Origin of the sequence: Candidatus Desulfofervidus auxilii, assembly GCA_030262725.1 — a bacterium.
Classification (GTDB): Bacteria; Desulfobacterota; Desulfofervidia; order Desulfofervidales; family Desulfofervidaceae; genus JAJSZS01.
Window position 1 is genome coordinate 104,390 of the sequence record JAJSZS010000003.1, and the last position, 13,875, is coordinate 118,264.

At 30.5% G+C, this 13,875-nt stretch carries 16 protein-coding genes; 6 read left to right on the plus strand and 10 right to left on the minus strand.

Annotation, left to right across the window (positions count from 1 at the left end; all coding sequences use genetic code 11):
* Positions 1–3: 3 nt before the first annotated feature.
* Genes speE through gspG form a run of 6 tightly spaced genes read left to right on the plus strand, consistent with a single transcriptional unit; the run spans position 4 to position 4,155 of the window.
* Positions 4–858, plus strand: a complete 855-nt coding sequence (gene speE, locus LWW95_02960; protein ID MDL1956000.1) for a polyamine aminopropyltransferase — start codon at positions 4–6, stop codon at positions 856–858.
* Positions 855–1,082: a NifU family protein gene (locus tag LWW95_02965; GenBank protein ID MDL1956001.1), complete on the plus strand. Its 228-nt coding sequence runs from the start codon at positions 855–857 to the stop codon at positions 1,080–1,082. Before speE ends, LWW95_02965 begins: the two co-directional genes overlap by 4 nt.
* Before the next feature lie 60 nt (positions 1,083–1,142).
* The gene (locus LWW95_02970) at positions 1,143–2,495 is read left to right on the plus strand and encodes a M48 family metalloprotease (protein ID MDL1956002.1); all 1,353 of its coding nucleotides are present in this window, start codon (positions 1,143–1,145) and stop codon (positions 2,493–2,495) included.
* Entirely contained in the window at positions 2,492–3,331 is an 840-nt protein-coding gene (locus tag LWW95_02975) for an ATP-grasp domain-containing protein (GenBank protein MDL1956003.1), read from the plus strand. Before LWW95_02970 ends, LWW95_02975 begins: the two co-directional genes overlap by 4 nt.
* 12 nt (positions 3,332–3,343) lie before the next feature.
* Positions 3,344–3,745, plus strand: coding sequence for a hypothetical protein (locus LWW95_02980; protein MDL1956004.1), 402 nt, complete (start codon positions 3,344–3,346; stop codon positions 3,743–3,745).
* Positions 3,745–4,155 (plus strand): type II secretion system major pseudopilin GspG, encoded by a 411-nt coding sequence (gspG, locus tag LWW95_02985; protein ID MDL1956005.1) that lies wholly within the window; start codon positions 3,745–3,747, stop codon positions 4,153–4,155. The genes LWW95_02980 and gspG overlap by 1 nt, the downstream gene beginning before the upstream one ends.
* Here gspG and gspD read toward each other — a convergent pair whose 3' ends face one another.
* The 10 genes from gspD to LWW95_03035 are packed head-to-tail and all read right to left on the minus strand — an operon-like array spanning position 4,156 to position 13,872.
* The gene (gene gspD / locus LWW95_02990) at positions 4,156–6,153 is read right to left on the minus strand and encodes a type II secretion system secretin GspD (GenBank protein MDL1956006.1); all 1,998 of its coding nucleotides are present in this window, start codon (positions 6,151–6,153) and stop codon (positions 4,156–4,158) included.
* Positions 6,129–6,692 (minus strand): GspMb/PilO family protein, encoded by a 564-nt coding sequence (locus LWW95_02995; protein ID MDL1956007.1) that lies wholly within the window; start codon positions 6,690–6,692, stop codon positions 6,129–6,131. Before LWW95_02995 ends, gspD begins: the two co-directional genes overlap by 25 nt.
* Positions 6,689–7,921 carry a PilN domain-containing protein gene (locus LWW95_03000; GenBank protein ID MDL1956008.1) on the minus strand — a complete coding sequence of 411 codons (1,233 nt, stop codon included), beginning with the start codon at positions 7,919–7,921 and terminating at the stop codon, positions 6,689–6,691. The genes LWW95_02995 and LWW95_03000 overlap by 4 nt, the downstream gene beginning before the upstream one ends.
* Positions 7,902–8,645: a general secretion pathway protein GspK gene (locus LWW95_03005; GenBank protein MDL1956009.1), complete on the minus strand. Its 744-nt coding sequence runs from the start codon at positions 8,643–8,645 to the stop codon at positions 7,902–7,904. The genes LWW95_03000 and LWW95_03005 overlap by 20 nt, the downstream gene beginning before the upstream one ends.
* Positions 8,642–9,208 carry a prepilin-type N-terminal cleavage/methylation domain-containing protein gene (locus tag LWW95_03010; GenBank protein ID MDL1956010.1) on the minus strand — a complete coding sequence of 189 codons (567 nt, stop codon included), beginning with the start codon at positions 9,206–9,208 and terminating at the stop codon, positions 8,642–8,644. Before LWW95_03010 ends, LWW95_03005 begins: the two co-directional genes overlap by 4 nt.
* Positions 9,198–9,527, minus strand: coding sequence for a prepilin-type N-terminal cleavage/methylation domain-containing protein (locus tag LWW95_03015; protein ID MDL1956011.1), 330 nt, complete (start codon positions 9,525–9,527; stop codon positions 9,198–9,200). Before LWW95_03015 ends, LWW95_03010 begins: the two co-directional genes overlap by 11 nt.
* The gene (locus LWW95_03020) at positions 9,524–9,961 is read right to left on the minus strand and encodes a prepilin-type N-terminal cleavage/methylation domain-containing protein (protein ID MDL1956012.1); all 438 of its coding nucleotides are present in this window, start codon (positions 9,959–9,961) and stop codon (positions 9,524–9,526) included. Before LWW95_03020 ends, LWW95_03015 begins: the two co-directional genes overlap by 4 nt.
* Positions 9,945–11,126, minus strand: coding sequence for a type II secretion system F family protein (locus LWW95_03025; protein MDL1956013.1), 1,182 nt, complete (start codon positions 11,124–11,126; stop codon positions 9,945–9,947). The genes LWW95_03020 and LWW95_03025 overlap by 17 nt, the downstream gene beginning before the upstream one ends.
* Complete coding sequence (locus LWW95_03030; GenBank protein ID MDL1956014.1) at positions 11,126–12,814, minus strand: GspE/PulE family protein; 1,689 nt, start codon at positions 12,812–12,814, stop codon at positions 11,126–11,128. The genes LWW95_03025 and LWW95_03030 overlap by 1 nt, the downstream gene beginning before the upstream one ends.
* Complete coding sequence (locus LWW95_03035; GenBank protein MDL1956015.1) at positions 12,811–13,872, minus strand: AAA family ATPase; 1,062 nt, start codon at positions 13,870–13,872, stop codon at positions 12,811–12,813. The genes LWW95_03030 and LWW95_03035 overlap by 4 nt, the downstream gene beginning before the upstream one ends.
* Between the last annotated feature and the right edge of the window lie 3 nt (positions 13,873–13,875).

Consider the following 13,875-nt stretch of genomic DNA (forward strand, 5'->3'; position numbering starts at 1 on the left):
TAGATGGGAAAGAAAAAACCCTTTTTCTGGTTTTATGAAGATGTAGATGGATTACAGTTAGGATTGCCAGTAGAAAATGTTTTATATCATGGACGATCTCGTTATCAGGAGATTTATGTATTAAAAGCAAAAGGGGTGGGAAGGGTTTTGGTACTAGATGGTTGTATTCAATTAACAGAAAAAGATGAATTTATTTATCATGAATTGATCGTTCATCCTATTCTATTTACTCATCCTTGTCCAAGACAGGTATTAGTAATTGGTGGAGGAGATGGTGGGAGTGTTCGTGAAATACTTAAACACTCTACAGTAGAACATATTGATTTAGTAGAAATAGATGCGGAAGTTATTGAAGTTGCTCAAAGATACCTTCCACGTATAAGTAAAGGATTAAAGGATAAACGAGTAAGCATTCATATTGCCAATGGTATTGAATATGTAAAAAATACTAATCAAAAATATGATGTGGTTATTATTGACTCTACTGACCCAATAGGTTTAGCAAAAGCACTTTATGAGAAAGAATTTCATCTAAATTTAAAACAAACTTTAGCTTCTGATGGTCTTATGGTACTTCAAACTCAATGTCCATATTACCAAGAAAAAGCACTAAAACAACTACATCAATGTCTAAAAGAAATCTATCCAATTGTTCGGATTTATGTTTATACTATGCCTACTTATCCAGGAGCATTATGGAGCTTTACATGTGGTAGTTTAAAATATGACCCTTTAGCTGTAGACGAAAAAACTATCCAAAACCGTTGGCAAGGCATGAAAACACGTTATTATAATCCTAAAGTTCATTTAGGGGTATTTCTTGTATTACCCCAATTTATGTTAGAGGAGGTAACATGAGTAAATTAAAAGAGAAGGTTCAAATGGTCATAGACCGCATCAGACCTTATCTACAGGCTGATGGTGGGGATATAGAATTGGTAGATGTTGTTGATGATGTTGTTAAAGTAAGATTAAAAGGTGCATGTGTTGGTTGTCCAATGGCTCAACTTACTTTAAAAAAAGGTGTAGAAGCTTATATAAAAAAAGAATTACCTGAAATAAAAGCAGTAGAATCAGTATAAAATTCATGTTGTTTTTCATAAAGGATTTATTTTATTTATCATTTGCAGTAAAATATTTTTATGAAAAAGTATGGAATATTTTTTCTTATTTTTTTCCTTTTATGGCCACAAACAGCTTTCCCTCTTACCATTGATCAAGAAAAAGAAATGGGTAGAAAATTCTTCATTGAAGTTAAGCGTCAATTACCCATTATATCTGATCCTGTGCTCAATCGTTATTACAATGAGCTTGGTCAATATTTAGTAAATCATTTAGAAGAGAGACATTTTAATTATCATTTTTATTTAATTGATAATCCTACTTTAAATGCTTTTTCTGGACCAGCAGGATATGTTTTTATGTATAGAGGACTTTTTCTTATTTTTGATACAGAAGATGAACTTGCAGCTGTTACAGCACATGAAATTGCTCATGTAAAATGTCGGCATATTGCTAAAAGATTAACACGAGGAAAAAAAATTGGGTTAGCTACTTTGGTAGCAATACTTGCTGGAGCTTTACTTGCTAGTGAAGGGGAAGCAACTAGTGCTATTACTACTACTTCTATGGCAGCAAGTATGGCTATTTCTTTGAAATATAGTCGTCAAGATGAAGAAGAGGCAGATAGACATGGTTTAGATTTGCTTTTAAAGGCAGGTTATGAAGGAAAAGCTATGGTAAGTGCTTTTAGAAAGCTTGCACGCTTTAGTCTAGAAAGCCCTGGAAGGATACCTGCTTATTTAAAAACACACCCAGATATAGGCATTAGAATAGTTTACATATCCAATACTTTAAAGCATCTTGCTCATAAAAGTATAGCTATACAACGCCCACGTTTTCATCTCATGCAGGCAAGATTACGTGCCCTTTATACTGATAAAGAAGCAGCTAAAAATTTTTTTAAACAAAAATTATGTGGAAATAAAAAAGAACCTTCAAATTATTATGGACTTGCTTTATGTCTTATGCAGGAAAGAAATTGGCAGAAAGCTGTTGAATATTTAAAAAAAGCTTTAAAATTAGAGCCAAATGAAACTTTATTCTTACGTGAACTTGGTATTTGTTATACTGAAATAGGAAAATTTAAAGAAGCAATTGATTCTTTAAAGAAAGTACCTATTGATTTAGAAGTAGCCTTTCATTTAGGACGGGCTTATAAAGAATTAGGAAAAAAAGAAGAAGCTATAAAAATATGGAATAAAACGATAGAAATGTTTTCAAAAAAAGAAATTTTAAATATATCATATCTTTCACGTTTATATTATGCTTTAGCACAGTGTTATGCAGAAAATAAACAAATGGATTGGGCACATTATTATCTTGGCTGTTATTTTGAATCAAAAGCAAAATCAAAACAGGCTCACTATCATTATAATAAGGCTTTGACTTTAACCCATGATAAAAAATTAAAAACAAAGATTAAAAAGAAATGATTCTTTCTTTTTATCAAATGGTAAAAGGTGATGTGTCTTTTCGTCTACCTCAAGGTATGTTTTCACCAGAGCAAATATCTCTTATGAAACAAGCAAAGTGTATTATTTTGCCACCTATTTGTAGAAGTGTACATTATTGGTTTTGCAAAAAATTTGCTCCAGTTTTCCCATGCATGGATACTCGTTTTCATTTTCCAGGAAAAGTAGGACATATCTTTTTATTTGAATTAGCAGGTATACCTTATCCACCAACAAAAGTATATCATGGTTTAGAGGAATTTAAGAAAAGGCAGGCAGAAGGAGAAAAGTTATTTGAATATCCATTTGTTGTTAAATGGAGTAAAGGGGGAGGAGGGGTTTTTGTACATTTAGTGAAAAATGAGAAAGAATTGTTTTATATATTGGAGCAGTTTCGAGGATATGAAAAAAAGGGACCTTCTTTTATTATTCAACCCTATATTGAGCATGATCATTGTGATTTAAGAGTAGTAGTTATAGGCAATCGTTTTTTAACTTATTGGCGTTGTCAACAAACACCAGGTGAATTTAGAAGCAATGTAAGCAGGGGAGCTAAAATATTTTATAATTTAAATCCAAAGCTTGAGCAAAAGGCAATTTCTCTTACAAAAAAACTTTGCCAAAAAACAGGTATTAATTTAGCTGCTATGGATATTATGTTTTCTAAAGATAAAAAACCGTTTTTTTTAGAAATTAATTATGGTTTTGGTGTCCATGGTCTTGGAGGATTTCAGCGTTATAAAGAAATTTTAAATGAAGAAGTAAAGACATGGATTAATTCTGTTTTAAAAAATAATGACAAAAAAAGTGTTATTTGATATATTTTGGTCATGAAATATTTAAAATTATTTTTCCTTTTTATTTTCTTAACAGCTCAAGGAGAGGCTTTTGATATTATTTATCAAAAGAATCTTTTTAGTGAAAAAAGAAGTTTTGAAGAAGGTGAAATGAACAAACAGTTGCCTATGATTCCAAACATGGAGAAAAAGGTCAGTTTACTTGGGGTAATAGTTATAGATGATTTTAAAAAAGCAATTATTAAAATTAATGTACCTAGAAAAGGGAAAAAGGTATTTAGTGTAACTGTTGGAGAAAAATTAGGTAATATGTGGATAAAAGATATTAAAAAAGATTCTCTTATTCTTGTTCAGGGAGATCAAGAGTATGTTATTCCGCTAATCAAATCTCCCCAAAAAGATAAATTATATAAAAATAAAAAGGAGAAAAAATAATGTCAAAAAAAGAAAAAGGATTTACCCTTATAGAACTTCTTATTGTAATGATTATTCTTGGATTGCTTGCTGCGCTTGTTGGTCCTACTTTGTTTAAAAAAGTAGAAAAATCAAAACAACAAGCAGCAAAAACACAAATAGAATTATTTGGTGCAGCCTTAGATGCATTCCGTTTAGATGTAGGCAGGTATCCAACAACAGAAGAAGGCTTAGAAGCATTAGTAACTAATCCAGGTATAGAAAAATGGGATGGGCCTTATTTGAAAAAAAAGATACCATTAGATCCATGGGGACATCCTTATGTATACAAGTGCCCAGGAGAACATGGAGAGTATGATTTATATTCATTAGGTGCTGATGGACAAATAGGTGGGGAAGGTAAAAATAAAGATATTGTAAGCTGGGAATAATTAATAAGAACCTTTTTCTAATACATCTTTTAAGTGTTTTATTTTATTTAAAAATTCTTGACCAATAGTCATTTTTGGTTTTTCTGGTACTACATGAGGAGTAATAGCAACAATTAATTCAGTCCTTTCTTCTGTTTTTTCCCAAGAACCAAAGAGAAAACCAATTAAAGGGATATCTTTTAACAGCGGAATACCTTTTTTTACTTTATTTACCTTTGTCTGAATAAGACCGCCAATTACTACTGTCTGACCATCCTTGGCAACAAGTTTTGTCTTTACTGACCTCTCTATAAATGCAGGTGTAGTAAGACCAGCATATGTTTCTCTAGATACATCAGTATATTCCTGTGTAACATCAAGTCGAACAAGACCACCAGAGCTTATTCTTGGTGTGACTTTTAATATAATTCCATAAGTCTGATATTGTACACTTTGAACAATCTGACCAGCTGCTTCAACTGTTGTTAGTGTCTGTGTTAAAGTAGGTACCTTTCCACCTACTGTAATTTCTGCTTCCTGTTGATCAGTAGCTAATACAGTAGGAGAAGAAAGAATCCTTACCTTTGTTTTTGTAGAAAGGGCAGTAAGTAACGATGTTATACTTTGAGAAAGGGTAGCATAATAAATGGAAAGCCCTTTTTGTGCTGCCTCTCCTAAAGCAGCTTCTGGATTAAAAGTATAACCAAAATCTTGTATAGCGCTGATGCGACCTGTTTCAATCCCGCGATTCTTTAAATACCATTCAACTCCATAAGTTATTTCTCCTTTAAGTGTTACTTCAGCCACCACTACATCAATCAAAACCTGTCTTGGCAAAATATCTAATTGTTTTATTGCCTTTTCAATAGTTTGATAATCCTGAGGATTAGCAAGAATAACTAAAGCATTATTAACTTCATCAGCAATAATCTTTACTCTACCTGTTAAAACACCACTTATTTCACCTTTCATTAAAGGAACCTTAGCTTCTACAATTTTTTTCTTTTTAGATTCTGGTCTCACACCAGTTTCATAAAGTTGATTTAGTATGTCAGCAATATCTTTTGCCTGTGCGTTTTTTATAAAACGTACATAAATTCTTTCTTCTTGAGTCACTTCAATACTGTCAAGAATCTTTATCCATCGTTTTACTTCATTAAGCAATTCTTGTGTAAGGGCTGCTACTAAAAGATAGTTTGTTTTTTCTAGAGGAATAATAACAATGCTTTCTTTAATTTTTGGATTATTTTTTAGGATACTTAAATCATTAAATATGGTTTTTATATTCTCTGCAATAATATTAGCATCTATATGTTTCAAAGGGATAGTTTCTATATAAATGTTACCTAAAAGAAAACTATCAATTGTTTGAAGAATCTGTAATATTGTTTTTATATTTTCTTTTTCATCTGCTAATATAAGTCCTGAAATGGCAGGATTAACAATAATTGGAGCTTTTTGAGATAAGAATGGCTTAATTGTATTTAAAGCAATTTTTGGCTCTATATATGAAAGTCGATAAATAAGTATTACTATGCCTTCTTTTTTGGGTATTGCTTGTTTGGTAATTGGTAAACCTAATTGAGATGCCTTTTCTTTACGTACTACCAAAAAAACATTATTTTTTTCTATAAGCTCAATCCCATATAGTCTTAAAGCTTGACAAAGCAATGTAAGTAATGCTCCATTTGTATATTCACCTTGGACATACAAACTTAAACCAGGATTTAATCCAGGTTCAATAATATAGCTCTTTTTTAAATATTCACCCATAATTGTTCGTAATACTTCACTAAGAGGTGCTTGTTCAAAGTTTAATTCAATCTTACGAGATTGTTTATTTTTTTGTTTTAAATTTGGAGATGGGTTACCTATTTTCTTAAATTTTTTAATTATTTTTTGGGAATTTTTAGAAACAGATGGTTTTGAAACATGTTGAGGAACTAATTGCACTTCTGTTTGTGCATACACATTAACACTTAAAACAACTATAATTAACCATAATATAATTTTGTACATACTAATCTCACCCTTAAATCAAATTTTTGTCTATACCCAAATTTTGTAATACTAAGTTCACTTACATAAATACCCTTTACCTTTTCTATTTTAGAAAGTATTTCAGTTAATCCTTGAATATGAGTTCTTATTTCAAAGCGAATTTTTATTTCTTTAAAACCTTCTCTTTTTTTCTCAGGCAAAATTTGATAATTTATTATTTCTAGTTTACCTTGCTCAACCAACGATTTTAAAAGCTGTTCAAGAGAGGCAGCAAGCTTATAAGACTCTTGCGGCTTTAGCCAAATTTCCTCTTTTTTTAATGCTTCAAGTTCTCTTTTAAGCTTTGGAAGTTTTTTCTGGTATAATTTAATTTTTGTTTTATATTTTTCAACTAATAAATTTTTTCTTTCTATTTCATTTTTTAAATTTTTAACTTCACTGCTTAATGGAGCTACATATATAAGGTGAAAAACAACTAAAATGACTAAGACAAAAAGTGCAATAATCAATAAATACTTTTTTTCCTTTATTTTTAACTGTTTTTTCAATTGATTCATTTCAACTTTATACGAATATGAAATCTTTCTTGATGACTCCTTGGATTCTTTCGCACAGGTGAAACAAGCTTTACTTCTTCAAAAGCAGGCACTTGTGTAAGCATCTCCATATAACTCACCACTGATGCTGATTCACCTCTAATAATAAGCTCTTTTTCTTTTAACTTAAAATATGAAATCCAAGTATCATTAGGCGTAATTTCTGTTAATATTTTTAAAACTTCTAGGGGAGAAACCACTTTCCCTTTTAAAGCATCTAATTTATTATATAAAGACTTGAGTGTTTCAATTTCCTTTTCTACTTTTTCAATAGGCTCCCACTTTCTTTGCAGTTGTTTTACTTCTTGAGAAATAATTGTTAGTTTTTGATTTAAATGTTTTTTTTCTAAATGTAAAAAAACAGGGTATAAAAGATAGAAAATAATAATAATAACTATTGAAACATAAGCTAGAATAAATTTATCCATTTTTAATCGTACACCTTGTGGCCAACCATAGATTTCTGTCTTGTTTATTAAATATGGAAGAAAATTTTCTAAAACTTTTTCTTTCAAATTGATTTTTTTAATCTTAAATTCTTTTAATAAATCATTAGTAGAATTACCAAGAAAAAAGACCTCTTTTATATTTAAAATTTCCAAATAACTCTTGAAATATGCAATATTTTCTCTCTCTACAATAAAAACATCCCGAAGTACACCATTTATATAAATAGATGCTTCATAACTATTTCCATTTAATGGGAAAAGAATAACACAAGTTGATTTTTGTATTAAATATGGATAAAAAAAAGCTAAAGGTACAGCACTTATTTGTAAAAAACCTTCAAATCCCTTTATTAAAGTCTGATATTGAAGTTTTGTTTGATAAAAAACAGGTAAAATAAATCTATCTTCTGCTTCAAAAGCTTCACCTAATATAAAAAAAGTTTCTTCTCCTGTTGGAAAAATTTCTTCTAAATCATAATGGATAACTTTTAATAAATCTTCTCCTACACCTTTTGGATAAGATACTTGATGCATTTGGTATTTATCTCTTGTAAGCAGCCAAAGAACTGCAGTTTTTTTTCTTTCAATTCCCCTTATTTCAGGGTTATTTTCCTCATAAGTTTGAAATTGATAAAGCATCCACTTATACCAACGTCTTTTTAAGATAGCCATCTCTAATCGGCCCTTATTTTCAAAAAAAACAATAAGATTTTTAGGACGTTTAGGATTTATAGTATTCATTGCGATAAACTATCCGATGCCGACCATGCCCTAAGTAATAAGTAATAATTACAAAAAAGTGGTTTTTTATCTCACAGACAAATCGATAATAATGACCCTTTACCATAATAGGTTCCTTTTCCTCTTTCTTAGGATACTTAACATTTTTTCCATAAACTGTCAAAAAATTGTAAAGACTCCAAAAAATTTCTGGTGTAATACCCTTTACAAAAAGCAATTCTTCTAAGGTTTTAAAAGCTGAATTGGCAGGTTTATATGGTGGAGAAAGAGAAAGATAATAATCCTCTTCAGCACCATAAGGGCGTGGGACATTATCAGCATCTCGATAATCTAATATACAATCAACTAATTCTTCTGCTTTTTCAGAAGGAAATCCAATTTTTTCTGTAAGAAAAGAAAAAAGTGTTTCAGCATCAACAAGATTAATATTTATTTTTTCTTCTTCATCTTCAACTCTAATCTTTGCCCTTTGATTATCAAATGAAAGCTCAATTTCCTGACCATTAGGCAAGATTCTTCTTTCATCATCTTCTGGTAAGGATAATCTAACTATTGCTTCTTGTATAAGACTGTATGCAGTAAAATAATCTTTTTTTGCTTCCAATATACGACTAGCTGTTTTTGCCTTTAGATGTACTTCACGTCCAAATTCCATCACAATAAAAGAAAGAAAAGCAATAACCCAGAGAAGAAAAATAAGAATTGAACCTTTTTGTTTTTTCATCTTAAAGGAAATAAAAATTTATATATTTTTCCTTTTAAATTAGCTTCAATCTCTATTGCTTCAGGCAAATTATTCTTTTCCTTTGGCCAATTATTTTTCGCATCCCCACCTTCATAATAAACACAATGCCAAGTAAGAGGAATTTTTAATTTAATTGGTTTAGTACTATCTAATGCTTTTAAAGATGTTTCTATTTTTTCTGCATAAGTAAATGGAATCTCACGATAAAAAATCTTCCCATTTTCTAGTTCATATTTAACTAATACAGGAGCAGCCTTATTAGCTGTAAGCAATGAATAGTTAGTGACAAAACAAAATTTATCTTCTTCTCCTATAAAAAGCCCACGAGTATGAAAAATTTTAAAAGTTGAAATATATTTTAATTGTTTTTCCAAAAGATGTGTGATTTTAAAAAAATCAATCTCTTCTTCTTGACCTCCTATTCCTTTCCACCACATTCCAAGAGAAAACCTTAAAGCTAAAGCTAAAGTAAGAATTACAAGAGTAGAAAGGGACATAGCTAAAAGCAATTCTAATAGTGTAAATCCTTTATTAAAGCGCATTTGCTTCAAGAAAACAAAGACTTCTTTTATTTACTTTTACACAAACTTTATAAAGTAAAAAATCTTCATATTCTTCTATTCGTTGAATATTTACTTTATAATTTATATTTCCCCACTTTCCTGTACTTTCTCCTTCTTCTAACTTTTTTCCTTGAAATTGAATAGCAATTTGTTCCAAAACATAAATTTCTTTTAATGCTTTTAAAGCCCTATCTAAAAGTCGCAAATTCTGTCCTATTACACCCATAAGTACTGCTAAAACAGTAGCCATAATAAAAACCGCTACTACTACTTCTATAAGGGTAAAGCCTTTTTTCATCCTACTTCTTTCCATCTAATAGCAGATGTTAAAGGATTGATATTAATAATATACTTTTTTCTACCATAAATAATTTCTATTTCTGCCTGATTAGCAGTACCATCAGGATAAAAATAAATATAATAGAGACCAGGAGTAATTTCTTTTAAACCACTAGCATAAATTTCAACATTTTCAGGGATAGAATAAACTTTTTCTGAAAGACCATATGTGCGATTGTGACCATCAATAAAAAAATAAATTGGTTTATTAAAAGAAATTGCATTAGTAGCTGCTAATGAAATAGTATGTACAAATTGATGTAAAAATTTTTTCTGTTCCAATTTTAAAACAATACTAGAAAAGTGAGGTAAAGTAAATGTAAAAAGCAAAGAAATGATAAAAGTTACTACTAATATTTCAATTAGAGTAAATCCTTTAAAATTTGATTTCATTTATCCCTAAGATAGCAGAAAACATGCTAAAAATAATCAATCCAATTATAATACCCATAATTACAATAACTGTTGGTTCTATTAAACTTAATCCTCTTTTAAGAAAACGCTGCATCTCATTTTCTAAACTTTTATTTACATTAAGAAATCCTCCACCTAGATCCCCAGTTTCTTCAGATACTGCTAAAATTGTGCTCATTTTAGGTGGAAATATTTCTTTTTTAAAATATAAGCTTATATTTTTCCCACTTCTTACTTCTTGTTTCAACTGAGTAATGTTTTTTTTCAAAATCTCATTTGTCATTACATCTTTTGCTATTTCAATTGCTTCTAAAATATCTACACCTGCATGAAGTAGTATCCCCATTGTTCTTGTAAATTTTATCAATTCAATTTTTATTATAATTTCTCTTAAATATGGCACTTTTAACAACATCTCATGAATCCGATAACGACTGTGTGGATGATTAGTCAAACGTTTTGAAATAAAAAAAAGGAGGATAAGAATAAAAGGGAAAATCCAACCATAATGATTTAAGAAATAACCTAATTTTAAAAGAAATTTCATAAATATAGGAACTTCTTGATGCAATTCAGAAAAAATTTGAGAAAAGCGTGGTACAACATAGCCTAATAAGATAAAAATCGAGATAATACCAATTGTAAGTAAAATGGATGGATAAATAGCTACTGAAATCAAATTTTCTTTAAGTTTTTGGCGTGCTTCTAAATAATCTCCTATTAATTTTAGCACTTGTGTTAAACTTCCTGTCATTTCTCCTACTCTTATCATTTGAATATAGAAGCGACCAAATACTGAATGATGTTGGCTTAAAGCCTCAGAAAAACTTTTTCCTGCCTTTACTGACTCAAGCAAATCAGCAATAAGATGTTTTATTTCAAGCTTTTCTGCTGAATTCATAAGCATTTCCAATGCTCGATCAAGAGAAAGACCACCCTCAAGTAAATCTTTTAAATCTATCGTAAAATCAATAATCTTTTGTGAACTAATGCGTATTTTTTTTCTCTTAGCAATGTAAATTTTTACTGGAATAAGCTGACGTTCTTTTAAACGGCGAATTGCTTCCTTTTCTTCTTTTGCTTCAATGAAACCTTTAACTAATTGACCAGAAATGGTCCTCGCTTGATATTTAAAGGTAGCCATTATAATCTTGTGACTCTTAAAACCTCTTCTAGTGTAGTAATACCGCTAATAACTTTTTGTAAACCATCTACTGTCATTGTAGTCATACCTTCAGCAATAGCCCTTTGACGAATAGTATCTGCATCTGCACCTTCAATGATAAGAGAACGAATCCTTTCACTTATCTCCATTACTTCAAAAATACCTATACGTCCTCTATAACCAGTATAAGCACACTCTTCACAGCCAACACTTCGATAAAGCACTAAATTTTTCCAATCAATCTGAGTTTGAAATTGAGGTGGAAAATAACTGATCATTCTTTTAACAAGAGCTTTTTCTGGTTCAAATGGTACTTTACAATGAGGGCAAAGCACCCTTACTAACCTTTGAGCAATTACTAAAAGAATTGAAGAAGAAATAAGATAAGGTTCTACTTGTAAATCTATTAATCTAGTAATTGCAGTAGGAGCATCATTTGTATGAAGAGTAGAAAAAACCAAATGTCCAGTGAGGGCAGATTGAATGGCAATCTCTGCTGTTTCGGTATCTCTAATCTCACCAATAAGCAGCACATCCGGATCCTGTCTTACAATAGAACGAAGTACCTTAGCAAAATTTAAATCTAAATCATGCCTTACTTGAATTTGATTAATGCCTTCAATCTGATACTCAACAGGATCCTCTACAGTAATAATCTTTTTTTCAGGTGATTTAATCTCTTTTAAAATTGCATAAAGAGTAGTAGTCTTACCTGAACCTGTTGGGCCTGTAACAAGAATAATACCATGTGGATAATAAATTTTTTCCTGAAGAAGATTAAAATCTCTTAAATTTAAGCCAAGTGTATCTAATTTGAATTCACGACCTTCTGGATAAAGCAATCTTAAAACCACACTTTCTCCAAAAATAGTAGGCACTGTAGAAACACGAATATCTATTTCTTGTCCACCTAATCTAAGTTTAATTCTTCCATCTTGAGGTAAACGTCTTTCTGCAATATTCATGCCTGCTATGAGTTTAATTCGAGAAATAATAGCTGGCTGCAATCTTTTTGGTGGAGCTTCTGCTTCATGAAGGATACCATCAATTCGATAACGTACTTTAAATTCTTTTTCAAAAGGTTCAAAGTGAATATCAGAAGCGCGCATTTCCACACCCCGTGTAATAATCATATTCACTAATCGCACAATTGGAGCTTCTAAAGCCATATCACGTAAGTTTTCTTCCTCCCATTCCCTAATCTCACTTTCTGCCTCTTCCATCGCCTCTTGAATCTCATTTTCATTCCCATAAAGTCTATCAATAGCTTCTTGAATATCCTCTGATAATCCTAAATAAAATTTTACCTTTAAGGGCTGAAAATATTGTTTGAGATTAGTAATAAGTGAAAGATTAAAAGGATCAGAAATAGCTATTATTACTTCATCTCTTGTCCGTCTTATAGGCAAAATACAATGTCTTTTCAAAAAAGATACAGAAATTTCTTCCAAAATTAAAGGTTCTTTTGGATAATGCTTCCTTTCTAAAAAAGGAATATCAAAATATTTTGCTATCAATTCCATTAAACGTTTTTCTTCAATTCCTATATTTTTTAAAATTTTTGTGAGAGTTAATTTTGTCTCTTCTGTTTTAGCTAAAATTTTAGTCCTTTCCTCTGGTTTTATTCCCAATTGAGAAAATAAAAATTCACTAAATGACTCACTCATTCTAAAATCTGTTCTAATTGTTTAAAATTTAAATGTTTTTGCACAAGTGCCAATCCTCTTTCTACTTTCTCTTTCCCCTCTAAACTCAAACGAGCAGAAATATCTTGAACTTTCTTAGCTACTGTATAAGTGTCATCTCTTACAAGGACAATTGGCACATTTTTTTGATCTGCTTTAGAGAGAATAATCTCATTAGGAATAAAATTACCTGTAAGCACTAAACATTTTGCCCCTTCCTCAATCGCTACTAATTGAATATCTGCCCTATCTCCTCCTACAATTACAGCTGGGTCAATCGAACGGCGGATGTATTCAACAAACCTACTTACCTCCATACCACCAATTAGATAATTTTGAATAAATTTGTTAAGGCCTTCGTGCCCTGAAAGGATTTGTCCTCCTAACCTTTCGCTTAATTCAGCCACTGTTATAGCATTAAGAAGATTGTCATAAGGAATAAGCCCCAACACTAAAATACCTTTTTGCTCTAACCAAGGAACAATCAATTCTTCAATATCTCGTTTTTGCTCCTCCTTTACCCAGTTTAATATTATCCCACAAAGTTTATCTTTCAATGCCTTTTTTACTTCAGTAATACCATCTAAAAATGGCTCTCCTATATATTTATTAACTAAGATAACTTTTGCATTTAATGTATTTATTACCTCAAGTCCAGAAATTCCTAAAAAACTTCCTAACCATACTGTTTCTGCCCCACCAATTATAACTATATCCTTTCCAGTAGAAATGGTTTCAAATGCCTTTTTCACTTTTGACATCAATTCTTCTATCTCCCCCCGTAAAACCTTTACCGTCAATTCATAATCTAAAATAACAGGACATAAATATGATAAATCATCTTTAAGTCCCAAACTCTGATAAATGAAATAAGCAACTCTATCAGTAATAATATTGTTTTTTACCCGTAAAGGAACTTTGCCAAGCGGTTTAAAGTAGCCAAGTTTAAGCCCCTTTTCAAGAAAATACTTTCCTACTCCTAAGGTAATGAGTCCCTTACCTGAAAATGGGATAGTTGAACCAATATAAATTATCTTCATTTT

Bases quoted from the DNA above. Each gene is read 5' to 3' on its own strand.
- LWW95_02965 (MDL1956001.1), top strand. From the start codon at position 855: ATGAGTAAATTAAAAGAGAAGGTTCAAATGGTCATAGACCGCATCAGA.
- speE (MDL1956000.1), top strand. From the start codon at position 4: ATGGGAAAGAAAAAACCCTTTTTCTGGTTTTATGAAGATGTAGATGGA.
- LWW95_03005 (MDL1956009.1), bottom strand. From the start codon at position 8,645: ATGAAAAAACAAAAAGGTTCAATTCTTATTTTTCTTCTCTGGGTTATT.
- gspG (MDL1956005.1), top strand. From the start codon at position 3,745: ATGTCAAAAAAAGAAAAAGGATTTACCCTTATAGAACTTCTTATTGTA.
- LWW95_02975 (MDL1956003.1), top strand. From the start codon at position 2,492: ATGATTCTTTCTTTTTATCAAATGGTAAAAGGTGATGTGTCTTTTCGT.
- LWW95_03015 (MDL1956011.1), bottom strand. From the start codon at position 9,527: ATGAAAAAAGGCTTTACCCTTATAGAAGTAGTAGTAGCGGTTTTTATT.
- LWW95_03035 (MDL1956015.1), bottom strand. From the start codon at position 13,872: ATGAAGATAATTTATATTGGTTCAACTATCCCATTTTCAGGTAAGGGA.
- LWW95_03000 (MDL1956008.1), bottom strand. From the start codon at position 7,921: ATGAATACTATAAATCCTAAACGTCCTAAAAATCTTATTGTTTTTTTT.
- LWW95_02970 (MDL1956002.1), top strand. From the start codon at position 1,143: ATGAAAAAGTATGGAATATTTTTTCTTATTTTTTTCCTTTTATGGCCA.
- LWW95_02980 (MDL1956004.1), top strand. From the start codon at position 3,344: ATGAAATATTTAAAATTATTTTTCCTTTTTATTTTCTTAACAGCTCAA.
- LWW95_03030 (MDL1956014.1), bottom strand. From the start codon at position 12,814: ATGAGTGAGTCATTTAGTGAATTTTTATTTTCTCAATTGGGAATAAAA.
- LWW95_03010 (MDL1956010.1), bottom strand. From the start codon at position 9,208: ATGCGCTTTAATAAAGGATTTACACTATTAGAATTGCTTTTAGCTATG.
- LWW95_02995 (MDL1956007.1), bottom strand. From the start codon at position 6,692: ATGAATCAATTGAAAAAACAGTTAAAAATAAAGGAAAAAAAGTATTTA.
- LWW95_03025 (MDL1956013.1), bottom strand. From the start codon at position 11,126: ATGGCTACCTTTAAATATCAAGCGAGGACCATTTCTGGTCAATTAGTT.
- gspD (MDL1956006.1), bottom strand. From the start codon at position 6,153: ATGTACAAAATTATATTATGGTTAATTATAGTTGTTTTAAGTGTTAAT.
- LWW95_03020 (MDL1956012.1), bottom strand. From the start codon at position 9,961: ATGAAATCAAATTTTAAAGGATTTACTCTAATTGAAATATTAGTAGTA.